The sequence below is a fragment of the Marinicellulosiphila megalodicopiae genome (assembly GCF_045862395.1).
GTDB classification, from domain to species: Bacteria; Pseudomonadota; Gammaproteobacteria; order Pseudomonadales; family Natronospirillaceae; genus Marinicellulosiphila; species Marinicellulosiphila megalodicopiae.
In genome coordinates this window covers 1,645,578-1,671,144 of the sequence record NZ_AP023087.1, presented here as the reverse complement: position 1 = coordinate 1,671,144, position 25,567 = coordinate 1,645,578, and the positions used below count along the sequence as shown (strand labels likewise).

The following is a 25,567-nucleotide window of genomic DNA, read 5'->3' as shown; positions in this document are numbered from 1 at the left end:
ATAAGTTGGTTTGATTAACGGAACAAGTATCCATGACCTAAATTCAAAAATACACAAACATATAATTTAACACAATTAAAAATACAATTAAGAAACAAATTAAGCCAAACATATTTAATGTTTGACTTAATTATCCTTACCTTAAATGTGCTTAGCTTAAATGTTCTTATCTTGTTAATGTTTAGGGAGCGCAAGACTCAGTGACTTGATAACCCGCTTCTTTTTGCATAAATGCAATTAAATGCGCACGCCCACTGCTTTTCCAAAATTTATCCATGGTTAATTCTGCATGAGGCATTCTACTTATTGCATTATCATTACATACTAAATCCAGCGCATAACTAGAGTATCCTGCCAATTCAGATGCACTATCCCAATCCCGATAAGGCTCCATTGCAACATGACAAGTTCTGCAATAAGGTTTTACCACTTCATCATAAACCACTTTATAATTTACCCAATCATTTGGATAGTACTCTCCATTAAATGTTTGGTTAGCTGTTTGTAAATTATTATCGTACCACCCATTAATAATACCAGCCATGTCAGTTGGTACATTAGTTAATGAAATTATTTGATTTAACTTTCGAAATGACTCTTCTTGGGCGGCCTGGGATTTAGTAACATCAACATCTGAATATAAAAAATTATCTAAATCAAAAGGTAAAAAATTGGCCCCTGTAATTGAATTAGTTGCAGCATTATAATTGCCACCATGACAATTTAAACATAACCCTGGCATAGGTTTGACGCCTTGATTATCTAACTGAACATCATTAAGTAACGTGCCTGCTGAATTATATGCAGCAAAAGTAACGGCGTTATTATTACTCGTTGGTTCGTAATTCATAACAACCGTTGCAACTAAATTATTACCACTGATGGCATCCGCAATAGCCGTAACATGATCATCTATGACTACCTGTCCATGGTTTTTAACATAACAGGATACTCGACCCGTATTAAAAGACTTTTTACAATTCATGTTGCGTCCAAATCCTAAATCAAACGCATTATAATACTGTGCTGAAGCTGATAAAAACTGAACTAAAGGGGAAAAGCTTTGCACTATAGGCTTATTAACAATCAAAAATGGTTCAGAAAATGTACTATCTAAATACCAACCAGTAAACGTGCTTGGCGTATTAGTCGCTGCGTAATATTCTTTTTGCTCACAAATATTATCACTGCAATCATAATCAATATTTCCTGATGGTGTTCGCACAGACAAGAAAGGGTTAACACTAATATCATAATCGGGTGTATTGCCTGAATCATTAAGAGTAACAATAGAAGTGTTATAACTTGCACAAGCAATGCCTGCATCGCTATATGTGTCACCCGCATTTAATCTATCCACCAAACAACCAAAATCATCAAAGGTAACTAAATAGAATTTTCTTCCTCCATCGATAGAATATGCTCGTACTTGCATAATACCATCTTGCTCCCAAAGATTGCCTGCAGTGACTGTTTGATTAAAAAAATATAACTGTCCTTTATCATTATCAAGGTTAGCTGTTGAATTAGTGGTTGCCTGACCAATTACCTCCCAACTGGCATTTGCCATATTATAACCTTCAATAGTAATTGGCATATTCGGCTTTGAATATGCGCCACTTATATTAATCGGTATAGTTTGGCTGTTGCCAGAAAGTACCGCACCATTTAATGGCGCCCACATACAACTACTTAATATTAAAAAATTTGCACAAATTACTGAAATTATAAATTGCTTCATTTTGGTTTCCCTTTTAATTAATTTGTATCTATTCAGCGCAGTCCATAACTGCTCAGATTGCGATCGGCAATGTGCTCCTGAATTGCCCTAATAAGTTACATTCCTGCTGCGATCAAATTTGTACAGAACAGGGCAAAAAATCTGGGTTCAGTTAGGTAAATATTGCGCACATCCTGTACTCCCCTTAGAGCCGAACAATCATCGTTAATGTTTATTCCAGACAAACTTTTGATGATATTTAAACGCAGATCTGTGCAAATTTAGGGTGAGCTAAATAGTTACATTAATTATTAATTTTATTATTGAAAATGAGTGAATATTCCTTAACATCTATATTCAACACACTCCCTCCTGTTTAAAAAACGTCATAACTTTAGTCCATAATTTCAAATAGTCAAACGATACCTGTCTCTTTTATATACATAAAAAACAATTGGGCGATCTGTGCAACAAAAAAAATAAGTTAATTATTTTCAAAGTATTGCCCTATTTTAACGAAATTTATTTTTAGTTCTTAAGCCGTTATTCAGCATCCAAACGCTATTGTATAAAAAATTCTTAATTCGGAAAGCCCACATGAAAACCTCACTGATCGCCTTAACTTGCATTCTTGCACTGTCATCATGTTATCAAACCCCAACCTCAAACCAAGATACTGACAATGATGGTGTGCGCAATCAATTTGATGCCTTTCCAAATGATCCCACTGAAACTCAAGATTCCGATTCAGACGGTGTGGGCGACAATAAAGACGTGTTTCCAAATGACAGAACGGAATCAAAAGATTCCGACTTAGATGGAATCGGTGACAATAAAGATGTGTTTCCAAATGATCCAACAGAGCAATATGATAACGATTTAGATGGCCTAGGCAACAATAGTGATGCCTTTCCAAATGATCCTTTCGAGCAAAAAGACAGTGACTCAGATGGCACTGGCGACAATAAAGATGTCTTTCCAAATGATCCTACCGAACAAAAAGACAGCGACCGTGATGGATATGGTGACAATATCGATGCCTTCCCTTTTGATCGAAGCGAGCATTTAGATACTGACTCAGACGGATATGGTAATAACATTGATCGTTTTCCAAATGATCCAACAGAACATGCAGATTTAGACAACGATTTAATTGGCGATAATTCTGATACTGATCGAGACGGCGATTTGGTTTTAAATCAAAATGATGCTTTTCCAAATGATCCAACCGAAACAAAAGATTCTGATTTAGATGGCGTTGGCGACAACAAAGACGCGTTTCCAAATGATAATACAGAATGGTTAGACAGCGATTTAGATGGCGTGGGTAATAACGCTGATCGTTATGATAACGATCCGACAGAACAATTTGACACCGACAACGACGGCGTAGGCAACAATGCAGATGCGTTTCCAAATGATCAAACAGAATGGTTAGACAGCGATTTAGACGGCGTGGGTAATAATGCAGATGTATTTGATAACGACCCTTCAGAACAATACGACAACGACAACGACAGTGTGGGCAACAACGCAGATCGTTTTGATAATGATCCAACCGAACAATACGACACCGACAATGATGGCGTAGGCAACAATTCAGATTTATTTCCAACGGATCCATTAGAGTGGGCAGATTTTGATCGAGATTTAATTGGTGACAATTCAGATCCTGACATTGATAACGACGGTGTATTAAACGCATCTGACATCGACAGTTTTAATTCAAGACAATCACAAGTACCCCAATTTGTTGAAGGTTTTTTTCATCATCAAAGCACTTACAATGGTGACACGTTAATAGATAGACACTTATACAATATCGATTTTGACTTTGACGGCGACATGGACATTGTTGGTAGCAACTACAACGAACAGGTATTTTTATTAGAAAATAACGGACAGGGACAATTTGATCATCAATTATTGTTCACCACTTCATTAGATCTTAACACTATGCAGTTAATGGATTTTGATAAAGATGGCGACATAGATTTTATATTAAGCGCCAACAACGACAGTGCCATTTGGATTTTTGACAATCAATACAACCAACGATTTGACGATTATAGATTTGAAGAGTACTTGTTAGTTGATGATTTATACACAGGCGTAACCTTTAAATTAGCCGACATAAACGACGACCAACATTTAGACATTATTCGTTTATTAGACGACAACCGATTTGTGTTATACACAAACGACGGTCGCGCAAACTTTACACCAAATGTACTTTTAAATAGTGGTAATCCTGTTTTTGATTTTGTCATAACCGACACCAACAGCGATGGATTACAAGACATTGTTTACAGCGACACAGAATTATTAGCGATCCGTTATTTAAAACAAGATTCAACTGGAGATTTTACAGACAATTTTTTAAATACCGATTACTACCAAGCCGCCTACTTAACTGCGGTAGATTATGACGCAGACGGCTTAGTCGATATTATTGCCAATACATCAGAAGATTTAACCGTAATCAAAAATCATGACGATGATCGGTTCTTTATTGAACAAAGTTTTGCTAAAAATGTGATAGGCACAAAATTAAGCGCACTAGATGTAGAAGGCGATGGCGATTTAGATTTATTTGGATCAGTCTACGATCAACAAACTGCACAATGGTTAGTGTACGACATAGCAACCGATTATAGCCTTAACTCTGACTACGTTCAGCCACAGATGTTAAACGGGACAACCATTAATGCCGTAGCCGCCGATTACGACCAAGACGGTGACATGGACGTAATGGCAACATCAAACAATACAGACTTTGCCTTTTACGAAAACTTTGGTTACGGCACATTTTATCAACTAGAAGGCACACAAACATCATTCAAATTCAAAGCGTTAGATTTAGACTCTGACAGTATTATTTATGAAACAGGTTTTGGTCATGACGAAGATTTATTTGATATTGATGTTTATAACCAAACCATAACCTTCAGAGAATCCGTATATTATTATGGAATCAATGACAGCTATTTTGTTGAAATCATTGCAATAGAAGGAGGATATGAAACCTCTAAAATATTTGAAATAGTAATCGTGTCAGACATTGATTTAGATGGTCTTGCCGATGCACAAGATCCTGATAAAGATGGTGATGGTGTGCTAAATATTGATGATGCCGATCCTGATAATTTTTGGGTGGATTAACAAAAAAAACATTGATATAAATATCAACCCTACACAAAACGTAGGGTCGATATTTATACCGAAAAACATAGGACCGGAAAATCGTAGGTCTGTATTTATGCAGTCAAACTAATCAATCTAAAAACTATAGAAATACATTAACCCTTGATTTTAATAAACAAACTATATAATTTGCACGCCAAAATCATCGATTATTTACCAAGTAATTAATCAACATAAAAAAGAGGTGTCAAATGGTGCTATTTTGGCCAATTCAAAACGATCTAGATTGCATAAACGATCAAGGCAGTATCTTAGGCAGAATTAAATTTAATGCTGCAAAAGATCAGCATATTTTTTATCCTGCATCCGAGACAATTATTTTATCAAGTGATGATAAATCAGGCATTGCACAAAAATTGATGAGTCTGGATTCTGGAGAATCTTCAATCCCTTTGCAGGATGATGATTGATTGTTTTGAAATAATTATGTTATTAAAAGTGGATCACCTTGATTAGTTTCACAGGAAGTGGTTTATTAGGAGAATGCAAGGCTTATAAAGTGATGTATTTGGTAGTTAGACGCAAGTTGCCAAAGCCAAGTAATTATCGATATACAAAATTGTAGGTCTGTATTTATACTGTCAAACTAATCATTACAATAAATCACTTTTCATCAAACAACTCAATAAAAAGCACGGAAAATACCCCATATAAATAAAAATATGAAATATATGTAAACAGACCTTTTACCTGATAAGAAACCATAAAAAAATCGAGTAATTTGATAGCACAGAACAATCCTGTTACTAATAACATCAACTGTGACAATACAAATAAAACTACATAAACAGCATTAGCATATAAAGCTTTAGTTCCAACCACTATTGATTGCACCACACTTAACTCAGATTTCATCAGCAACAATAACGGTGCAAAAGCGACCAAACTAAGCAATGTAAAAAGAAATAAATTTAAAATAATTTTTATAGCAAAGTTACTATTAATCACATCGAACAAATTTAAAAGATCACTCAATAAATAAATTATCGAAATGGGTAAGAAATATAAAATACAAAGAACAAAAATTTTTTTAATCCATACAACAATCCTTAAAGTAATCTGTTTAAGTATAAATGCATTATCATTATCGTATTCTTTAATAAAAACAATAAAACCAGACATCAATACAAACACAATAAAATCTAAACTATCAATTACATATTTATATATAAAACTCGGTTTTATATCAAATGAATAATCAATTTCATCCTGCCAAATAAAAGACTTCGCAAACTCGGCGTAGCTCTTATAAATTAATACTAATAGTATTGATGCTATCGAAAATCGAAAGAAGAATTTCAAACAAATATTAAAAGGAGCATTCCAGAATCTAACAAAAAATTTAATAGATAATTTATTAAAGGGTACTAACTTTTGTATATCATTATTTATTAAGAACATGTTTTTACAATTTCCATTAATATTACTTCAATCCATAGTCTAAATGAACTGAATGAACTGAATGAACGACATAATAACTTTATCGATATAGTATATTTAAACGCATTCAAATACTCATATCAACAGTTACCACCCCCATTCTTTAAATCCATCGTTATTTTTAATAGATTGAGAAAGTAAATATCGCGATAAACAATTAAAAGTAGCTGCGTAATTGTACTGAAACCTCTTAGTTATCCAGTAATTTTATTTTAGTAAACGCACTAAATAACTCACCCATCAAAATAATTTCAACGTCACAACCCACAACCCAAAAGTGACACTCATTTTTGGGTTGTCCTCACTTTTGGGTTGTCAGAGAGTAAACCATTTACCCCATATTAGTCCTATCAACCTACAAGATAAATAACCCTACTTACCACTCACCGACAAATCAGCAAAACGAATATCCACCACCAAATCAGACTTTGTCCAATTCCATTTTTGAATATTGCCAATTGCTTTAATATTGTTAAGCATTTGATAAAAATTACCCGCCACTGTAATACCACGTACAGCTTGTAATCTTTCACCGTCTTTACACAAATACCCCGACGCCCCAAAACTAAAATCACCTGAAATAGCATTAGCGCCAGAGTGCATGCCTGTAAGATCTGTGATCAATAAATACTCACCCTCATAAAGTTCACCCTGCCCTGTACCTGGTTTGATTTCCATTTGCACGCCACTGACGCCCAATGTTGATTTAGGTCCACGACTGGCATTAAATGTATTTGCGACATTAAAGTGTTTTGCTGTCACTGAATTGTGTAGCAACGTTTTAAGTTCGCCGTTTTTAATGATATGAGTGGTTTGGTTGGCAAAGCCTTCTGCATCAAAGGTTTGATAACCAAAACCCTGTTTGTTTAGTGGATTATCCAAAATAGTTAATTGATTGTTCGCTACTTGTTTAGCGACTTTTTCACGCCATGGGTTAACGCCATCTTTTGCGCTGCGTCCATTTAGGGCCATTGAAAATACGTTAAAGACATTCACAATCATTTCTTCGTCAAAAATCACGTCGTAATTTTTAGACGCTATGGGTTTACCCAACAACATTGATTCGCAATCATTCAGCACTTTTTTAGTAACGCTGTTTAAGTCTAATTCACTAAATTTTCGGCCTAATGTCCCGTGGCCTTGCATGGTATTGTTGTCACCCTGCTTAGCTAATGCGTATGCATAAGCGTTGCTGAAACGTTGTTGTGTAAACGCGGTTAAACCAGAGCTTGTATAAATGGATCGACTTGAGCTTGTGCTATTTACACCGTTATATGGCACCGACTGAACATGTTTACCTGCCAATACGCTTGATTCTAATTCAAACAAAAACGCAATTTTTTCATCGGTTGATGTATTGTCTTCTGGGTTTAAAATACGCTCATCAGAGCTTAATTGATCCGTTTGTGCATTGATCATCTCTAATGGTTCAGCCTGTGAAAATCCCGCGTTTTGAATCGCTTGTTGCACCATTAACTCTAAAGCATCATCGTCACTTGCTTCACTATAAGCAGTGCCTACTTTATTGTCTTTAATGACACGCACACCAAAGATTTGGCTAGAGCTTACTTTGTATTCTTCTAGTTCCCCTTTATTGGCTTTAAGTGATAAAGAATTACCCGCATCAATAATAACGTCACCTGTGGCGTTATTTTTTTTGATACTGTCTAGTATTTTTTGTGCTTGTCTAGCGTGGTTTGCATGATTAGTTTGGCTCATTACGCGTTACCTCCCACTAAAATATCATCCACTTTAATAGCGGGTTGTCCTACGGTTGTGGGCACTGACCCACTGACCGATCCACACATACCACAGGCCAGTTTAAAGTCCGTACCGACCATGCTAATTTGTTTTAACACTTTAGGGCCAGTACTAATAAGCGTGGCCGCTTTAATAGGATAAAGAATTTTTCCGTTTTCAACGTAATAGCCTTCGGTTACTGCAAAGTTAAATTCTCCCGTACCCGGTTGCACCGAACCGCCTCCCATGTGGGACGCAAAAATGCCTTTTTCAATGCTGCCAATCATATCGTCTAACGAGTCGTTACCGGCTTCTATAAACGTGTTGCGCATACGTGATGCTGGTGCGTATTTATATGACTGTCTACGACCTGATCCTGTGCGTTCAAACCCGGTTTGTTGTGCGCCCATTTTATCAACCAAAAAGCTACTCAGTTTGCCATCTTTAATCAATTGGGTTTTCTGTGTTGGCATGCCTTCATCGTCAATATTGATAGACCCCCATTCGTTTGCCATGCAACCATCGTCCACTGCATTCACCACTTCACTTGCTATCATTTCACCCATTTGATCGTGAAATACCGATGCTTTTTTAGCCACCGAAGTGGTCTCTAATAAGTGTCCACAGGCTTCATGAAATATCACTCCGCCAAAACCATTGCCAATTACCACAGGCATATTGCCAGACGGACAGGGTTTGGCAGACAAATTCACCATGGCTTGGCGCGCAGCTTCGACACCTGTCGCTTTTGCATCAATGCCTTGGTTTAATTCCCAACCCACAAGGCCGCCGTCGTTCCAACTGCCCGTGGCTTGCTCGCCGTTATAGCTGACCACAACGGTTAAACCTGCTCGTGTATAATGACGACTGTCTTTAGCTTCTAAACCTAAAGAGTTAAAAATTTGAATATTTTGTTGGCGCTGTACACAAAATCCCATAGTTTGAGATATTTTGTCAGCCTGTAATTGAGCTGCACTATTGGCCGCTAATAAATACTCTACCTTTTGTGGCACGCAAAAATCTTTTTCTAAAGGCATCGTTGCAGGGTGAATGTCGTCAAATTTTAAGTAATTAAAACTTTCGCTTGTGGTTTTAGGGTCGCGTCGATCCTTAGCGCTTAACTCGCTGACAATGCGTTTTAACTCTTCTTCGTTTAAATCATTGGTGTAACCGTAAAGCACTTTGTTATCAAAAAACAAACGCAAACCAATACCAAAATCAATACCGGAATTTACGGTTTTTACTTTGTCACTTAAAGTATTAACCGAACTGGTTAAATGGCGTTCAATAAAAATTTCAGCAAAGTCGGCACCTAAGCTTAAAGCATGGTCGATGACTTTTTGTGCAACATGGTTATCTAACAAAATAGAGACTCCTTCATTAATCGATAATGGATTGGAAAACAGTAGGTTTACTGGCATTGAGTTTAGCTTAGATTTGGGTTGATAGTAAATTAGTGCTTATCGATACAGTGCGGGTAGATTTGGATGCATGTTGATTAGATAATGACTTGCGCCATAGGTTTTGACAGATGTAAAAAAGGTCACAATATTCGTGACCTTTTTTGATATTTGAATGAATTGTTATTTTATCAACTTTATAACGACTCACGTCCAATTTTTTCAACATACTTAAATAACCCATAAACCACTTTAGCCATTAAGTCGTAATTAAGCCTGTCGTGGGTGTCTTGTGTCGTGTGATATTTCGTGTTTCTGTAAAATGAGGTATTTGTTAGCATCACAGCGGGATAACCAAACGCCCAATAATTTTTATGATCAGAAAAATCAACGCCTACGATAGTGCTCGGGGCATTAATTGAATAAGCAGGTAAATCGGTATATTTGTTAATCGAAGATTTTAAACCAGCAGCATTATTTGCCAATAATGTGTCTACAACAGCAATATAGTTTCCAACGGTAGGGTATATTAATCCCATAAGATCTATCGGAAATTTTTGAGAATTTGGTTCATCACTGAAATAACCAATCATCTCAAGTGACACCATAAGTTTAACTGTCTTATTTTTTATTGAAGCGGCATGCACATAACTGCCCATATGTTCAGTATTAAAAAAAGGCGGCTCTTCTAAGGTGTACCCTATCAGTAATACTTGTCGTTTTAATTCTATTGTACTTAACAGACGCCCCAGCTCTATAAGTCCTGCTACGCCACTGGCATTATCATCAGCTCCGGGTAAGTCTGAATGGGTGTCATAATGTGCACCGATAATAATAATCTCATCCGTATCTGGGCCAAATTTTACGATCACATTTTTGTAAGTACGCTCACCTACTTTATAGGGTTGAAAACTAATATCTTCAGAGTAAGGACTGAGCTCATTTTTAATGTAATCAGCTACTATATTTAAATTATCAGTATTAATATAATTTCTTGGATAAGCAGTTTCACTTAAATAGATGACATGCTTTTGTAATATATCCTTATCTACAAACAATTCAGTTTGATCCTCTACGCTATTGACCAATGTTGGTCTGCTAACGGCTATCACAATAATCAAAGCACTAATAACTAACATTAAGATGAAAAATAATGCACTCTTACCTATTTTTTTTAACATAAAATTAATCCTATCTTAGTTATTTTTAAATCATGTATACTCATCGCGCTATATTAAACTTACCACCTGAGTCAGGTCAACATACTGCGATAATTGATAAATCTATTTTCTTAACGCTGTAATTTTTATTTCCCTTTACATCCCATACCCTCACAAATTTAACTTAGATTTTAAAGCCACCAATAGGGCTGTGCTTTAAAGGTAACGATAACAAAATCAATAACTATTTCTGTAGAATCGCCTGCTAAAGGTCTACTATACGTAAACAAATAGATCACGAGTTGATGCAACTTATTGTAGATCACAATGCACAACAACTTATAAGTGTCCATTTATTTATCTACTTTGGCTGGACATCAAAATGCCACTGTCTTAATTCATCAAAATTTGATGATGTCGTTAAGTCATTACGACTTAACGAAACAGGATTAGCAATTATCATTTTGAAACAACAAACTTAACCCTTCATTTAAATTAATTCACATTCATCACTATGCGTTTACCGCACAGACTCCACAGAACCCGCATCCATTATTGTCCAACCAAATGTATCCACCAATGCATTACGCGCAGTTTGCGCAAGGGAATCTTTTGTAGATTGGCTATTACCCGCATCAAACATGACATGTTGTTGTGGAATTTGATTAGCCCATGACAGCAACAAAGCATCGTAATAATTGGTTGATAAAGTAAGAAACATAAACTTCTATCTTCGTGCCGCGATTATAAAAAACACAACACGTCAGCATTACTTTTATTGAATGTAAAGAATAGATACCCGCCCTAAAAACTAACCTTTGTTTTCACGCTTTTTTAAAATAAAAAAATTAACCAAACCCACAATAACAAATACAGGTATTGCATATAAAAACATAGGCGCTGTGGATTCAATATAAACAGGCGTTGCAATATTTTGTCCATGCATCACAACAAATTCATCTTTTAAAAAGGGCAACCCTCTATTAATCATTAACATATACAGCCCCAAACACACCACCACGCCAAACGCACTACCGATGATTGCTTGATTGGGTTTACTTATTTTACCTTGCATAACCTACTCCTATAATGACACCGACCATTTATCCAAAATCAACTGACAACAACTAATACATTCACCTTTCTATTTATACTCGATATTAAAGATAAAACCTAGCCCTTAGACAAGCTGATTGTGCGAAATTGCAACGACCTACTTGGTAATAAAATATTTATCTGTAGGGTGATATTTATAGCTACATGGAGTAATCCATTAGAATAATGCAGAAGAAATTATCGATATCGAAAAAATCAAAAAATGTGGGCGAGCGCTTGCCCTCGTATTTTGAAGATGCCATGAAAAATTAAGTCCCCAATAGGGGTACGTCCACCACTTAATAGTTGCACCCTATTCTTTTACAGCACCTATTTAAATTATAAAAATCGAAATAAATAATTAACATTCAACCCACACCCTATAATCTGCTAAAACAACCCTTTATAATCCTTGTCAAATTTGCACCAACCAAATATCGCAAAAAAAGAGAATAAGTAAAACAATGGAAGAAAATAAGTATTATTCCAAAGCAATTCCTGTAAACGTTAAGTATCATGGTGTATGTTATTACTGTGGCTGCGAAGCTGAATCAAAATTTGACGATTACATCCCGCAAAAAAGTGACTTAACGTTTTATTTAGAAACAAACGAGGAATGCGCATTCGCCATTGTCCAATGCTGTAAAGAATGCCATTCGTTTTTAATGGATTGTCGTATTCCCGTAATCGAAAATAGAAAAAAACACATTAATAAATCCATAAAGAAAACATACAAACGAGCACTCAATATTTATGAACGTTGGGAAGTAGATGAATTAGACGATTTATCTGTCGATTTTATAAAATCCATAAAAGCAGGAATAGCACTAGGTAAAGAAGCAGACGACAGAATACAGTTTGCAGGTTATGAATATGAACTAGACGGTACTGTGTATCATAATAAAGCGAGTAAGCCTAAAACGTTTACAGTATTTGGTGAAGAGTTTGAAGAATTTAGATCCGCACTTCAGTATGCTGCCAAGCAATATCGAATCAATATCAGTGTTTTGAAAAAACGATTGCTTGATAACAATATCGATTTTGATCAAGCGATCAATGCTTATCATCAAGAAATGGAAGAGCTTATTATTGAAAAACAAAAAGAGAAATTGTGTAAGGCGTTCGCATTAAAACATAAACAAAATACTAATTTTGTTAAAAGCTCATTAACTACTTATTTAGAAAACCATCCAGCACTTTCTATGATTCAATGCTTAGACTTATTCTATAAAGAACGCATTAAAAAATAAGCCAAGCCGCATAAGTGTAATCGGTGATTTCGCCTTTTTGATAAATTTTAATTATTTTAGGGTTAAGTGAATGATCTGTTTTTTGAAACGAAGAATAGGACATAAATAACAACTACATTTAAGGGAGTGAATAATGATCAAATTATAAAATACATAACCGTTTAAACAAAGACAAAATAAAAATCAAGAAAAAGTCGAATGCTTTAAAAAGAATAAATAAGTTAAAATTTTGACGTTATAAATCAAATCCACCTCTAATCGTTGTAAAAAATATTACTTCATTATTCTCTTTCTATGAATTAAGTAAGTAATATTTATGAGTGTATGTGTCAAAATGTAGGTTGCGGATTTATTCGCAAAAACAAATCCAAAAACGTAGAGCGCAGATTCTACATCTTCCAAGAACAGTTTTCACTTTTCACAATCCTTCTTATTTTTTAACGTTCGTTAAATTTATCAGGTAAAATACGCTTAAAATTCAAACCAGCTGGAATGACATGACTAACTTTAACGACCTTATTGATAATATTACTGTAAACGAACTTAAAAAACGTTTGAAGGCATTACCAATATTAAATAGCGCTGCCAAACCAACTAGAAAGGCAGATATTGCAAAGCTATTATTTTCAAACCTAAGCGATAAAAAAATACTAACCACCCTTTACAAAACGTTAACTCCACATCAAAAGTTAGCATTACAAGAATCAGTTCATAACTATAATGGTTATATCGATGAATTTAGCTTTAGCAGTAAATATAAGCAGCCATTTCCTACTAACACGTCGAAAACCGCTTATACAGGCCGATATGACAGTATATTTTCTGTATTTTTTTACCCTGAACGAGGAATTACTTATAGTTATCGCATTCCCCAAGATTTATTAACCATCATAAAACCACACATTGAATTACCACCCACATTTAAACTAGAAACCGTAACCCAATTAGAAGATGACACCTTAGAAGTTAATACTTCAATCAACCATATTGAAAATGACTTCAATATTTTTCTTAATATGATGAAACTGAATAAACTAAAAGTCAGCGCAAAAACTGGTTTACCTTCAAAAGCGTTACTTGACAATTTATCTATTCAGGTTAATGAACCGTACAATAAAGTAACAAATAACGGTGACATTCATTTAACCTCAATCTGTTCATTTGGCTGGATACAAATATTAAGCACATCCACCTAGATAAAAAAGACAACAACTGAATTAACGATCAATACAAAAAAATTCCCGACTGACCAAGCATTTCATGAAATCATTAAGGCGTTATTTTGGGATTGGCAACAAAAAAGCAAACAGGATGAATTCAGTCGAATCGATGAAGTGAAAGGCCAAAAAGGCAAAGGGCAAAAATATTTCACTCCCGCTTTATTAAGAAGAGAAAATTGCATTAATACATTGAAACAATGCCCTATTAATCAATGGCTGCATATCAACGAGTTTATACGACTGATGATCGCAAACAAAGATTTTCTACCTATTACACAGGAGCCTAGTTTTTTATACATAGGTGATCAACACTATGGTGAAATTTATGATGGTGAATTTTTAGTCACAGCCTATATGCGCTGTTTACTTATGGAGTATTTTTTTACGTTAGGCTTAATTGATATCGCTTATTGTCACCCAACAGAATCAACAGACAATTATTTCAGTAGTGAAAATTATTGGGATTTAGACTGCCTGTCACGCTATGACGGCTTGGCTTATTTACGCTTAACACCACTAGGTGCCTATGTATTAAAAATAAAGGACAGCTATATACAAACTAAAAAAGTATCTCAAACCAATTTAGAGTTTGTTGGTCGGCACAACATTCAATTTAAACAACCGCCCAGTGTGAATGAAAAAATATTTCTAACCAATTACGCAGAAGAAAAAAAGCAAAACTTATGGGTATTATCCAGTGATAAAATTTTGTCATACCTAGAAAATGGTGGCGACCTTAATGAGTTACAATCATTTTTAAAAAATAGAGACACCCAGCCATATTTCTCTAATTCAATTGAGTCATTTTTTAAAACAATGGAATCAAATAAAAGTGCAGTAAACAATAAAGGGGACTTTAAATTAGTCACCTGTCAGTCAAAAGAGGTCGCCACAAACATCGCCAGCGCACCGAAACTTAAAAACTGGTGCCAGCAAGTTTCAGATACTCAACTAATATACCCAAAAGACAAACACAATCAATTTAGAATATTAATACATCAGTTAAATTACGGAATGCCCATTTAAAACGAGCATTCATTAATTGATCGCTGTGCCAGTACTTATAGCAACAAGGAAGTTATTTATTAAAACAATACAGGGAAAACAATCCAACAATGTGGGCGAGCGCTTGCTCTCGATAGTTTTGAATAATTATAAAAATCACCTATATCAACTTGCTGCTTAAACCTATGATTGGTAATTAATTAAGTGTCCATGTTGAACCATTGTGTGCATCGGAGAAGCTATTTAAGTAGTGAAGGTATGAATACGTGAAAATGGAGACTGTAAAAAGAACCCCTTATAAAAATGTCTCTTCTTTATTTGACGATATAATCGACATTTATATCGTCAAAATATAAATTCATAGCTATTGATTGCCAGAATAGTCCAATCTATAGGGCGAGACTTAGATTTTAGTTTTCAAGTTATTATGATCATCTTAGACTATCTAACATTAGCGTCGCATCCCCCCACTTAATATATGGCTCATGGGCGACACGACCTTTTCGATTACCGGACATTAGTTTCATACCAAACTGCCTGATTTTTAAGTGTTTAGATCAAGCTAAAGGCTTGACTTCTGGCATTTTTATTTTTAACTTATAAGAGCATTTATGGAATTTAAAAAAATGCTTACTACAATCAACAAGTTTCTTAGAAACTGAACTCATACTTTAAATAAGGGAAAAAATATGAAAGCCGTTTTATCAATGACAGCCATTTTATTATGCTCTAATATGGCATTAGCAGCCGATCTAGTGACTTCTTCAAAAAGTAGTGGCACAACTCGTTGTTTTTGGGATACAACAGGAGATGGAAATTGGGACACAATAACTAAAACCCGAAGTGGTATGGGTAAATCAAGCGAAGACTGTGACAAATCAACTAATAAGCCTGCAAACAGCATTCTTATTGACTCTGATACGGTTTATACTGCAGAAGCAGCTCAAGAAGAAAAGACAAAAGTAATGGCTCCTTAATTGCTAATTTTTATCTTTACAGACCTGTATTGATTTTTATTACAGGTCTTTTTTAAGACTTAATTTTGATGTTTTTAATCATGTTCTGAGCAAGTAAAATCTAACCTATCTAACGGACTAATCATTCACCTGACTGACCAAGTGTTTGTGTGTTAATCTAAAAACCAACCTCAACCATTCTAAGCTACATAAAAGACTATTGGAGGGCACGGCCTTCGTAGTACTAGTTTGCTAAAAACTGATCAAAATTCTACACCTAAGTTATTCTTTAATTTCCAAAGTATTTTGAAGCAAGCGACTTGATCCCTTTATTTTTTCAGCTACACAAACGACTATCTGCCCCCCTCGCGGTTAAATATTTCAATTACTCTGACACCACTGGCCTGCATTTAAAATGCAAGGCATGCCCTCCTCGACTTACTAATGTGTGACTCCGAGTTTTTTATTTGATAAAATTATTAAGATTTATTAATTTTAACGGATATTGAAATGAAAGCTTTACTAATTTTTCTATTGTGCATTTTTTCTCAATTCGGAATGACTGACTTACTTGAGGTTGAACACAAGCATGAACATGGCAGAGGGTTTAATTCAATCGAGGGCGCCGATCATTTTTTAACTCATTATAATGATATTTTGAAATTAGAAAATAGTAGTAACACTATATATATTACAGAATATATGTATCAAGCTGGATTGTACTATACCCATTTTACAGATGATCAAATAATTGAAATTATAGACAATTTATCAATGGTATTATCTAAATATGTGCTTGATATTGAAGTATTTAAACAAACAGACCTATACCAGAAAGACAAGAAATTTAGTAATTTTAATAGCCTAATGTTAAGAACGAAAAATGATGAATTAAAATTTGATGTACAAATGATGAAAATAGCAGCATTGAATCACAAATCTTTCTCTAAAGATTTTGAAAGAATATTAATTTCAATTCGATCTTACGAAGATTATTCTGATAATAAACTCACTCCTATAAAAACAAACGAATTCGGTAAAACATGTGAACAATGCAAGGAGATATTGAGCTTATAGAACCTTAATAAAAGAAAAAGTAATCACCTCCATTCATATGTCAAACTAAAGGCCTGAGCCTTGCCCCCCCGGTGTTCGAGTTGATTGGGTATGTGGCTGGGTTTATTAGGTGTTTAAATGCTTACTCTAGGTTTTGAGTAAGCATTTTATTTGGGGGTCTATGTCAAAATAAAGACCTGACCCTCGGCCATAATAACACGCGCCCAACTCTGAATTAAAAACTTCAATTGTACAAAAAACTAATACAACACCTGATACTACACCTAAAACAGAAAAGGCTGAGATAGCTTAATATCTCAGCCTTTTTTAACTGTCATGTAAATTGTAAACCAGATCTCATTTATTTATTTCTGGGTGTGTATGTCAAACATAAAGCCAGACCCTCGGCCACTCTACGCCTAAGATTTTCTTTCATTTCAAAAGTATTGTGAAGCAAGCGACTTGACCCCTTCACTTGTAAACCAGATCTCATTTATTTATTTCTGGGTGTCTATGTCAAACATAAAGCCAGACCCTCGGCCACTCTACGCCTAAGATTTTCTTTCATTTCAAAAGTATTGTGAAGCAAGCGACTTGACCCCTTCACTTACATTTGGTGTTTGCAAGCCTTGACGATGTGATGGATTTTGACTGTAAAGAGACTTCAAACCTCTAAATTCAAAATCATTTTCTCAGCCAAATTTTGGAAAGTCTGCAATTCTTGTTTACTTAAACCTTCACCTAATTGCTCTAACATCAATTGATCTACTTTTGAAATCTGTTGATGTATCGCCTTACCTCTGTTGGTCATAACTAAAAATTGACTACGCTTATCATTGGGGTTGGCTTGTTTTTCAATCATGTTTTCTTTAATTAATAAAATAAGTATTCGTGTAATTTGTGCTTTATCTCGATTTAATAAATTCGCAATTTCATTCGCTGTAATGTTTCCATCATGGGATGCAATTTCCTTTAATACATTAATATCCCCAGGGTTTAGACTGCAATCTAAGTAACCCATCTGACGATGAATACTTTTCTTTAATTCATACATTAAACGAAATGTAACATCGACGGGGTTAAGCTGTGACATAAAATTACCTTGTATTTGATTGACGAAGTCAACCAACTCAATTATGATTGATGATGTCAACTATATAATAAATAAGATAAATTATATAGCAATTCAAGTTTGCATAACAGCAAACACAATCAGGACGTTAGATATGAACCAATCTTCACAAACAGAACCATCGGCTACTTCAACATTTAATTCTAATTCTTCATCGCAGCCAATAAAAAACAAACGAAAGAAAACACCCCTCTTGTACAAAATAATGGTGATCATTTCGATTGTGACGGTAATGGCTGGCTCTTTAACGGGGATTATGACGCTTGTCAATTTAGGCTACACCGATCTCTTTTTTATAAATTGGTTAACCTCATTTGCATTAGCTGTTTGTTTTTTAGTGCCTTCAGGTTTTATTTTGATGACAGCAAATAGTTATATAGTCGGAAAATTATTACCTAATTTATCCACTTTTAAAAAGAATTTAGTTGTGGGTGTGATGATGGCAATCATGATGGAATCCATTATGGCGGCGACAACTGCGGCAAGTAATATTGGGTTTTCGGATATTAATTTATACGCTGATGCTTGGCTTAATGGATTTTTAACTGCGCTTCCTATTGGAATATTATTAAGTGTGGTGATGACGATAACGATCAAACCCAAACTAGAAAAATTCATGGCCAGTTAAAAACACCTCATGAACATCAAACGAATAATTCAATATTTCTAAACGACTAAAACAATGCCACTTACCTTTATATATTATTAAAAAGAGATATTTATGTTAAACACATTTAAACAAGCCCCATTTTATTTAGATGAACAAGCAATTAAATGGGTAAAAGATACTTACAAAAACTTTACAACCGAACAAAAAATAGGTCAGCTATTTAATTTAATGGTGATGCAAAACTCACCAGATGAATTAGCGATGATTAAAAAAATTCAACCTGGTGCTATTACCAAATTTGTCACAGGCAGTTTAGAAACTGAAATAAACACCATCAACAAAATTCGTCACTTATCTAACACCCCATTATTAATCAGTTCTGATTTAGAAGGGGGCAGCATGAGTTTTTCTTTTGGTGCTCAGGTGCCTAATCAATTAGCATTAGCCGGATTAAACGATAAAAAAGCGGTTGATTATTGCACCAATGTCATTGCACAAGAGGCCAAACTACTTGGCATTAATTGGTCTTTTACACCGGTGATAGACATCAATAAAAAATTTAAAAGCGCCATTGTAGGCACTCGCTCTTATGGCAGTGATATCCATTTAATTAAAAGCATGAGTCAGGCAAACATTAAGATTTTACAACAAAATAATATTGCCGCCACCGTTAAACATTGGCCCGGTGAAGGGTTCGACGACCGAGATCAACACTTGGTTACTACGGTTAACCCCATGACAAAAGATCAATGGGATCAAAGTTTTGGCAAACTCTATCAATCCGCGATTAATAATGATGTAAAAGCCGTTATGTCTGCCCACATTGCACTACCACAATACACAAAATTATATGAAGACAACCAAGAACAATGGTGGCGTCCAGCGAGCATTAACAAACACCTTAATCAAACCCTATTACGTGATGAACTTGGTTTTAATGGATTAGTCGTCTCTGATGCTTCTACCATGGCTGGCGTGAGCAGCTTTAGTAATCGAGAAACAGTGTGCGTCGAAACCATAGAAAACGGATGTGACATGCTTTTATTTTGCCAAGATCCATTACAAGATTTTGACTTTTTATTAAATGGATTACGGAACGGTCAATTATCTGAAGCTCGATTAGAGCAATCAGTATTACGAATTTTAGCCATGAAAGCCTCTTTAAATTTACATCACCCATCACAGGATTTATCAGTTGATGCCTTCAAACAATTAACCCAATCGGATTACGCCAAAAACATTAAAAAAATAAATCGAAGCACACCACATCTCGTTAAAAATAAATCCGATTTCTTACCCATTACTGTTGAATCAAAAAAACGAGTATTAATTATATCCGAAGGCATCAAAAATATTTTTTCACCGCACCCTATCCCATTACAAGTAAATGAAATGTTAATTAAAAAAGGATTTGAGGTAGTAGAGTTTAAAGCAGGCATTTCATTACAACCCGAAAACTATGATTGGATTTTATATTTATTTTCTAATGAATCAGGTTTATTAAAATCCAGAATATACATAGATTGGTTGTCATTACACGCAGGGTTTATGGAATCAATGTACCGTCCTTGGGTTGACTTACCAACAGTAATGGTATCATTTGGACATCCATATTTACTGTATGACGCACCTTCTGTGCCTGTCTATATTAATGCATACTGCCCGAATTCTGATGTACAACAAGCAGTGGTGGATGCATTAGTAGGTGAAATTAATTTTAATGATCAAGCGGCCATTGATCCATTTTGCGGACTTGATCAGTTGAAATATTAATGACATAACACAACTGTTTTTTCTCATTTAGTTGTACATAAAGTTATCTTATTTATGCTACCTGAGGGGAGGGGAATCTAAAACCTTTAATTTAAAATAGTCAAGATTATAGAATCGACACCGATGAAGATTATTTATGGGTGTCTATATAAAATTTACGTCTTGACCCCATTGGTTTCCTTTGTGAAGCAAGCGACTTGACCCCCTTCACTTCTAACCCCTTCACTTCTCGGCCTGTTTATTAGACCCTAGGCCTGTTTATTATTGTGGTTTGACTTTACTCTCAACAAATGTAACTAACTCTATAATTGTTTTGAATGCTTGTTTAACAGATACAATTGTCACACCTAAGGTATTACCTTCTTTGCCATGAGCAATACTGTTACGCCATTCAACTATTGAATTAATATGCCCTTTTTTTTTCTCATCATTTACAAATAAACACTGAAAATCATCACCCCATTTTTCATCAAATTGACTAAGAATCATTTTTATATTTTGGGTTTTCATATTTCTAGATATTGGCCATGTTTGTTCAACATAATTTGATATCTGAGACATAGCCCCCTGAGATGTATAATGCAATAACAATTCCTTTATCGCTTGCTCTAGATACCCAGATATTAGAACCGCCAGATACTTTGCGCTATGCGCCTGTTCCTCTAGATCCACAACTTTTTCATAGGTATTAAATAATTGATTAATTCTTTGCCTGTATTTGTCATGAGCTTGATGACGTGAACGTGAACGAGATTGAGATGCCATAACTCTACCCTTTAAATATTTCTATTGCTGCTTTAATTCTACCAGTTACATTACCAGTATCATTTATAAACTCAACTGTAGAGTCTATGTAAGCCTTATTTTCAAGTAACTGCTCTACTTTAGAAATAATTTCAGAATTTTCAAAAGTAACACCTTCATGTAAAGCTTTCGCTAAACCAACAGTTATTGCATCAAATTTTGATAAAAGAAAAGTTGTACTTGTTTTAAATAACAATGGACCGCAAGCATCCAAAAGAAGTGTTATCACACTTTCAAAAATATCTTTCAATTCTGATTTCTTGACATTATCTATACTACGGTTTTTCTCCATATATTTATCGAGAAAACTAGGCATCGGCGCTTTATAATTTTCGAAATTTTCATACAATGCAAAAAAACGCAAAATAGTTTCAACATCCTTATACCTACCATGTACGGCACCGAAAAATTCACGCCACGCTTTGTTATCATTTAACTCATGGATAAGTTCATCAAATGCACCATAAAAAATACACGATCTTACCTCTTGAGGTTGCAAAGCTTTTCCACTCGTATTCAATCTTCTGAATATCTGCACTACTGCGTTATTATATTCCTGACCGTATTCAAGGCTATCCGACGAAGGATCAGGCTTTATCACTATACTATGTAAAATAGAATCACTTAATGTCCTCTCATCAGCATCATCTAATATTTTAGATTTTTTCCCTTTAGCAACATTACGATTGTAATAACAACCACGAAGATCCTCATGAATTTTTTTGCTGTTAGATATTGCAAATTCACCACCCAAATATCGCTGAAGTGTCTTTAGTCGTTGTTGTCCATCTACGATATTTAAACTTTTGGTGTCACGATCAAGTGCAAGAAAGATATTTGGCACAGGCAATCCGAGTATCAAGGATTCAATAAATCTAGATTGTTCTACAGGGCTCCAAACAAAACCACGTTGAAAACGGGGTAATTTAATATCACCTCGATTCAGTCTTTTCACAAGTCCTTCAACATCACTATCCCAACCATAACTTGACACTTCGAATCTAGATGGCTCATCAAGTTCACTACTAACTGGGTCATCAACTTCTGTCTCATCCCCAAATTCTGGAACACCGATAAATTCAGTTGAATCGTATTTAATACGATCTAATATTTCAAATACGGCAGAGTTTTCACTTGAATCAAGCACTTCACCGTCAGATAAATTTAAAACTACAATATTGTTATTTTCGATAAATAATGCAAAAACCTGATCGTGTGAGGCAAAATTATGAAATCTCCCAGGCCAAAAGCGTGTATCCCCCCTAGTATTTGCTCGGTATAGCGAAGCTTTAGTTTCCTCAAGAACACCATTACTCAAAATAATACATGGCAGCATTACTTTGTGTTCAGAACCATTAACCTGAGAATCATAGTTATGTACTTGTTTATTTTTTAATAATTCAACTACAGGTGCTGTAGCATCTAAAATACTTTTATTTAGCGCTGTATCAGTTAAGAATAATAATTCAAAATCGATTTTTGAACTTTTTAAGACTTCAATTTTTTCAGATTCAGCAGGGGTAAGATCTCTAACATTCATAACTAAGGGTCCTTTTTTGATCAATAACAAGATTTTGAAATAATTCGAGGGTAATAAAACTGTTCGGCTCAACACCAATAGATATATAGTCAAGCAAAATTATTATACCTAATATTTAAACCTATTTGTTGAACTCGTAAATAATAAAACAATCTATTATTGCCCTATATTATTTTATACAACGCAACATAACAATCCTGGACTTACAGAACAATTTGAATTAGAATACCTCCAATCAAGTATTAGAGGTATTGAAATTGAACCATATTGAGTTATTTTCTGGTTGCGGCGGATTAAGTCTAGGCCTAGAGAAAGCAGGATTCACATTAAAACTAGCCAATGAACTATCACCAATGGCCTCTGAGACATTTGCATACAACCTATTAAATGAAAACCTAAAGGAATTAGGAGAATCTGACAGGAAAGCAGAAAGAACCTTCTGGATTAGCAGTCGACACGACAGCCTTACCAAGCGCTTGAGAGAAAACCCACTCCATTACCCTGAGCTTAATGAAGGTATTTCAGATATACCGTCGAATATCAATGAGCTTAAAGGCAATTTAGTAGTGGGTAACATCATTCATTTGAATCAACTATTAGCTAAAAACAAGAAGTTTTCTAACGCCCTTAAAACAGGATTTGCGAGTACAGGTGTCGATCTAGTGTCTGGTGGACCACCCTGCCAAAGCTTTAGCCTTGCTGGTTTACGCAAAAAAGATTGTGATAAAAACTCATTACCATGGGAATTTGCACAATTCGTGGATCACGTTCGCCCTAAAATTGTACTACTAGAGAATGTCACTGGAATACTAAGACCATTTAAAGAAGACGGCATTAGCTATCATGCTTGGTTTGAAGTGTCTAAAGCTTTTGCTGAAAAAGGCTATGTGCCTTTATGTTTGCACATCAATGCAAGGCTTGCAGGAGTTGCACAAAACCGACCACGATTTATTATGATTGGTGTTCGAAAAAATGTATTTAATGAAATTTCTAAAAATTTTGATGAATTAGAAACTGAACTTTTTTCTTATGGATTAAACCTGCTCAAAAACTGTAAAAAAGGTGTAGACACCAACATTACTGACTTCAGATATTTTGATGCTCAAAAACCACTTGATTTACATTACTTCGAAGAATCTTTTCTACATAATCTAGTAAACAAAGATCAAGTTTCAGTGGAAGATGCGTTAGGAGATATTAAATTTAAACACCCTGACCCTGTTTCAAACTATATCGAACAATTAAATGAAACTTTCAGTGAAATAATCCCTACAGATCAACCTTTATCAAACCACGAACCACGTAATAATAATGAATTAGTTAAACGCAGATTTAGAATTTATCAAATACTAAACGAATGTGACAAACCTATTAGAAAAGAAGTCACCGATGTTTTAAAAGGCAAAACTACCGTATTAACGGATTTAGCATGGAGCCAATTAAAAGGGTTTAAATTTTTACAAGAAGACGGTAAGTTAAAAAAAATCAAAACTGCATTTGATCTAGTTATCTTCTTTCAATCGCATTCAACAAAAAAACAAACACAAAAAGCATTAATAAGAGAGCTGCCCGCACCTGCTGCACTCTCTATACCTGATGACGGCTGTCATTACGATGAAAACGAGTTACGGACACTAACAGTACGTGAAATGGCTAGAATCCAATCGTTTCCTGATGGATATGAATTTAGATCTAAAGTTACAACTGGTGGAAAGATGAGACGATTTGAAGTACCTCAATATACTCAAGTTGGTAATGCTGTACCTCCGCTACTAGGGCTTGCGCTTGGTGAAACTATCAAAGAGTTATTAGATAAAACAAACGACTAATCAAAGGATACAATAAATGTCTAAGTTGTATAAATTCAGATCTGTCGATACATATAGTTTAAGCTCATTAGCTAATTCGAATTTTTGGTTCTCAAGCTTAAATGACTTTAATGATCCCTTTGAAGGGGCATGCAAAATTGATAAGTCAATAACTGAACCTGAATTTAAAAAGTTTAAAACCATTTCATGGAATGAAGACAAAAACATTAATACAAAGGAAAAAGAAAAATTCTTAAATGACATACAATGTACAGAAGACGAAATTGGAACTCGTAAATTCCTAGTGGAAGCAGCAAAAAAAGAAATGGAAATAGCATTAGATATAATGAAATCTTCAAAAATATTCTGTATGTCTCAACACACACAAAATAATGATCCTATTTATGAAAACTTAATGTGGTCCCATTATGCCGATGGATTACGAGGATTTTGTATGGTATTTGACAGAGAAAAAATTAAATCGAAATTTACTTATTCACAAAATCAAAAACAAACATTCGCTGAAGTAAAATATAAAGAAAAACCTAACACCTTTAAAATAAGCAAACTTCTTAAATCAAGCTCCCTATTTGGAACTAATGACTTTTCATTTTGGATGAGTTATTAACTTCAATTTCCACAAAATCAAAATCA

At 34.7% G+C, this 25,567-nt stretch carries 21 protein-coding genes; 11 read left to right on the top strand and 10 right to left on the bottom strand.

Annotated features, from left to right (window positions below):
* Window positions 1-181: 181 nt before the first annotated feature.
* On the bottom strand, window positions 182-1,741 hold the full coding sequence (locus TYM08_RS06955) for a hypothetical protein (RefSeq protein WP_422382245.1): 1,560 nt from the start codon (window positions 1,739-1,741) through the stop codon (window positions 182-184).
* Between the two features lie 576 nt (window positions 1,742-2,317).
* Between TYM08_RS06955 and TYM08_RS06950 the strand changes: the two genes are divergently transcribed.
* Window positions 2,318-4,882 carry an FG-GAP-like repeat-containing protein gene (locus TYM08_RS06950; RefSeq protein ID WP_422382244.1) on the top strand — a complete coding sequence of 855 codons (2,565 nt, stop codon included), beginning with the start codon at window positions 2,318-2,320 and terminating at the stop codon, window positions 4,880-4,882.
* Window positions 4,883-5,115: 233 nt separating this feature from the next.
* On the top strand, window positions 5,116-5,334 hold the full coding sequence (locus TYM08_RS06945) for a hypothetical protein (protein ID WP_422382243.1): 219 nt from the start codon (window positions 5,116-5,118) through the stop codon (window positions 5,332-5,334).
* Between the two features lie 193 nt (window positions 5,335-5,527).
* Here the strand turns inward: TYM08_RS06945 and TYM08_RS06940 are convergent, their stop codons facing one another.
* The 6 genes from TYM08_RS06940 to TYM08_RS06915 form a co-directional block, all read right to left on the bottom strand.
* Complete coding sequence (locus TYM08_RS06940) at window positions 5,528-6,325, bottom strand: hypothetical protein (protein WP_422382242.1); 798 nt, start codon at window positions 6,323-6,325, stop codon at window positions 5,528-5,530.
* A 411-nt stretch (window positions 6,326-6,736) separates the two neighbouring features.
* Window positions 6,737-8,083: a TldD/PmbA family protein gene (locus TYM08_RS06935; RefSeq protein ID WP_422382241.1), complete on the bottom strand. Its 1,347-nt coding sequence runs from the start codon at window positions 8,081-8,083 to the stop codon at window positions 6,737-6,739.
* Window positions 8,083-9,525, bottom strand: a complete 1,443-nt coding sequence (locus TYM08_RS06930; RefSeq protein WP_422382240.1) for a TldD/PmbA family protein — start codon at window positions 9,523-9,525, stop codon at window positions 8,083-8,085. The genes TYM08_RS06935 and TYM08_RS06930 overlap by 1 nt, the downstream gene beginning before the upstream one ends.
* Before the next feature lie 176 nt (window positions 9,526-9,701).
* Window positions 9,702-10,685 (bottom strand): M28 family peptidase, encoded by a 984-nt coding sequence (locus tag TYM08_RS06925; protein WP_422382239.1) that lies wholly within the window; start codon window positions 10,683-10,685, stop codon window positions 9,702-9,704.
* A gap of 499 nt (window positions 10,686-11,184) precedes the next feature.
* Window positions 11,185-11,385 (bottom strand): hypothetical protein, encoded by a 201-nt coding sequence (locus TYM08_RS06920; RefSeq protein WP_422382238.1) that lies wholly within the window; start codon window positions 11,383-11,385, stop codon window positions 11,185-11,187.
* Between the two features lie 90 nt (window positions 11,386-11,475).
* Window positions 11,476-11,739, bottom strand: coding sequence for a hypothetical protein (locus TYM08_RS06915; protein WP_422382237.1), 264 nt, complete (start codon window positions 11,737-11,739; stop codon window positions 11,476-11,478).
* 484 nt (window positions 11,740-12,223) lie between these two features.
* Between TYM08_RS06915 and TYM08_RS06910 the strand changes: the two genes are divergently transcribed.
* The 5 genes from TYM08_RS06910 (at window position 12,224) to TYM08_RS06890 (ending at window position 17,267) form a co-directional block, all read left to right on the top strand.
* Entirely contained in the window at window positions 12,224-13,009 is a 786-nt protein-coding gene (locus TYM08_RS06910; protein ID WP_422382236.1) for a hypothetical protein, read from the top strand.
* A gap of 497 nt (window positions 13,010-13,506) precedes the next feature.
* Window positions 13,507-14,205 (top strand): hypothetical protein, encoded by a 699-nt coding sequence (locus TYM08_RS06905; protein ID WP_422382235.1) that lies wholly within the window; start codon window positions 13,507-13,509, stop codon window positions 14,203-14,205.
* A 138-nt stretch (window positions 14,206-14,343) separates the two neighbouring features.
* Entirely contained in the window at window positions 14,344-15,255 is a 912-nt protein-coding gene (locus tag TYM08_RS06900; protein ID WP_422382234.1) for a hypothetical protein, read from the top strand.
* 668 nt (window positions 15,256-15,923) lie between these two features.
* Window positions 15,924-16,211 (top strand): hypothetical protein, encoded by a 288-nt coding sequence (locus TYM08_RS06895; RefSeq protein ID WP_422382233.1) that lies wholly within the window; start codon window positions 15,924-15,926, stop codon window positions 16,209-16,211.
* A 489-nt stretch (window positions 16,212-16,700) separates the two neighbouring features.
* Entirely contained in the window at window positions 16,701-17,267 is a 567-nt protein-coding gene (locus tag TYM08_RS06890) for a hypothetical protein (protein WP_422382232.1), read from the top strand.
* Window positions 17,268-17,910: 643 nt separating this feature from the next.
* On the opposite strand, the gene TYM08_RS06885 is transcribed toward TYM08_RS06890, so the two are convergent.
* Window positions 17,911-18,339, bottom strand: a complete 429-nt coding sequence (locus TYM08_RS06885; protein WP_422382231.1) for a MarR family winged helix-turn-helix transcriptional regulator — start codon at window positions 18,337-18,339, stop codon at window positions 17,911-17,913.
* A 133-nt stretch (window positions 18,340-18,472) separates the two neighbouring features.
* Here TYM08_RS06885 and TYM08_RS06880 point away from each other — a divergent pair, with 133 nt between their 5' ends.
* Both TYM08_RS06880 and TYM08_RS06875 read left to right on the top strand, forming a co-directional pair.
* Window positions 18,473-19,006, top strand: a complete 534-nt coding sequence (locus tag TYM08_RS06880; protein ID WP_422382230.1) for a DUF2798 domain-containing protein — start codon at window positions 18,473-18,475, stop codon at window positions 19,004-19,006.
* Between the two features lie 93 nt (window positions 19,007-19,099).
* Window positions 19,100-20,761 carry a glycoside hydrolase family 3 protein gene (locus TYM08_RS06875; RefSeq protein ID WP_422382229.1) on the top strand — a complete coding sequence of 554 codons (1,662 nt, stop codon included), beginning with the start codon at window positions 19,100-19,102 and terminating at the stop codon, window positions 20,759-20,761.
* A 261-nt stretch (window positions 20,762-21,022) separates the two neighbouring features.
* On the opposite strand, the gene TYM08_RS06870 is transcribed toward TYM08_RS06875, so the two are convergent.
* Window positions 21,023-21,526, bottom strand: a complete 504-nt coding sequence (locus tag TYM08_RS06870) for a HEPN domain-containing protein (protein WP_422382228.1) — start codon at window positions 21,524-21,526, stop codon at window positions 21,023-21,025.
* A 4-nt stretch (window positions 21,527-21,530) separates the two neighbouring features.
* Complete coding sequence (locus tag TYM08_RS06865) at window positions 21,531-23,105, bottom strand: DUF262 domain-containing protein (RefSeq protein WP_422382227.1); 1,575 nt, start codon at window positions 23,103-23,105, stop codon at window positions 21,531-21,533.
* Window positions 23,106-23,362: 257 nt separating this feature from the next.
* Between TYM08_RS06865 and TYM08_RS06860 the strand changes: the two genes are divergently transcribed.
* Both TYM08_RS06860 and TYM08_RS06855 read left to right on the top strand, forming a co-directional pair.
* Window positions 23,363-24,934 (top strand): DNA cytosine methyltransferase, encoded by a 1,572-nt coding sequence (locus TYM08_RS06860; RefSeq protein ID WP_422382226.1) that lies wholly within the window; start codon window positions 23,363-23,365, stop codon window positions 24,932-24,934.
* A 16-nt stretch (window positions 24,935-24,950) separates the two neighbouring features.
* The gene (locus TYM08_RS06855) at window positions 24,951-25,541 is read left to right on the top strand and encodes a DUF2971 domain-containing protein (protein ID WP_422382225.1); all 591 of its coding nucleotides are present in this window, start codon (window positions 24,951-24,953) and stop codon (window positions 25,539-25,541) included.
* Window positions 25,542-25,567: the final 26 nt, after the last annotated feature.

Excerpts from the sequence above, each read along its gene's own strand:
- TYM08_RS06955 (WP_422382245.1), bottom strand. The coding sequence starts at position 1,741 with ATGAAGCAATTTATAATTTCAGTAATTTGTGCAAATTTTTTAATATTA.
- TYM08_RS06885 (WP_422382231.1), bottom strand. The coding sequence starts at position 18,339 with ATGTCACAGCTTAACCCCGTCGATGTTACATTTCGTTTAATGTATGAA.
- TYM08_RS06890 (WP_422382232.1), top strand. The coding sequence starts at position 16,701 with ATGAAAGCTTTACTAATTTTTCTATTGTGCATTTTTTCTCAATTCGGA.
- TYM08_RS06865 (WP_422382227.1), bottom strand. The coding sequence starts at position 23,105 with ATGAATGTTAGAGATCTTACCCCTGCTGAATCTGAAAAAATTGAAGTC.
- TYM08_RS06880 (WP_422382230.1), top strand. The coding sequence starts at position 18,473 with ATGAACCAATCTTCACAAACAGAACCATCGGCTACTTCAACATTTAAT.
- TYM08_RS06875 (WP_422382229.1), top strand. The coding sequence starts at position 19,100 with ATGTTAAACACATTTAAACAAGCCCCATTTTATTTAGATGAACAAGCA.
- TYM08_RS06870 (WP_422382228.1), bottom strand. The coding sequence starts at position 21,526 with ATGGCATCTCAATCTCGTTCACGTTCACGTCATCAAGCTCATGACAAA.
- TYM08_RS06920 (WP_422382238.1), bottom strand. The coding sequence starts at position 11,385 with ATGTTTCTTACTTTATCAACCAATTATTACGATGCTTTGTTGCTGTCA.
- TYM08_RS06895 (WP_422382233.1), top strand. The coding sequence starts at position 15,924 with ATGAAAGCCGTTTTATCAATGACAGCCATTTTATTATGCTCTAATATG.
- TYM08_RS06915 (WP_422382237.1), bottom strand. The coding sequence starts at position 11,739 with ATGCAAGGTAAAATAAGTAAACCCAATCAAGCAATCATCGGTAGTGCG.
- TYM08_RS06910 (WP_422382236.1), top strand. The coding sequence starts at position 12,224 with ATGGAAGAAAATAAGTATTATTCCAAAGCAATTCCTGTAAACGTTAAG.
- TYM08_RS06940 (WP_422382242.1), bottom strand. The coding sequence starts at position 6,325 with ATGTTCTTAATAAATAATGATATACAAAAGTTAGTACCCTTTAATAAA.
- TYM08_RS06945 (WP_422382243.1), top strand. The coding sequence starts at position 5,116 with ATGGTGCTATTTTGGCCAATTCAAAACGATCTAGATTGCATAAACGAT.
- TYM08_RS06950 (WP_422382244.1), top strand. The coding sequence starts at position 2,318 with ATGAAAACCTCACTGATCGCCTTAACTTGCATTCTTGCACTGTCATCA.
- TYM08_RS06905 (WP_422382235.1), top strand. The coding sequence starts at position 13,507 with ATGACTAACTTTAACGACCTTATTGATAATATTACTGTAAACGAACTT.
- TYM08_RS06935 (WP_422382241.1), bottom strand. The coding sequence starts at position 8,083 with ATGAGCCAAACTAATCATGCAAACCACGCTAGACAAGCACAAAAAATA.
- TYM08_RS06925 (WP_422382239.1), bottom strand. The coding sequence starts at position 10,685 with ATGTTAAAAAAAATAGGTAAGAGTGCATTATTTTTCATCTTAATGTTA.
- TYM08_RS06930 (WP_422382240.1), bottom strand. The coding sequence starts at position 9,525 with ATGCCAGTAAACCTACTGTTTTCCAATCCATTATCGATTAATGAAGGA.
- TYM08_RS06855 (WP_422382225.1), top strand. The coding sequence starts at position 24,951 with ATGTCTAAGTTGTATAAATTCAGATCTGTCGATACATATAGTTTAAGC.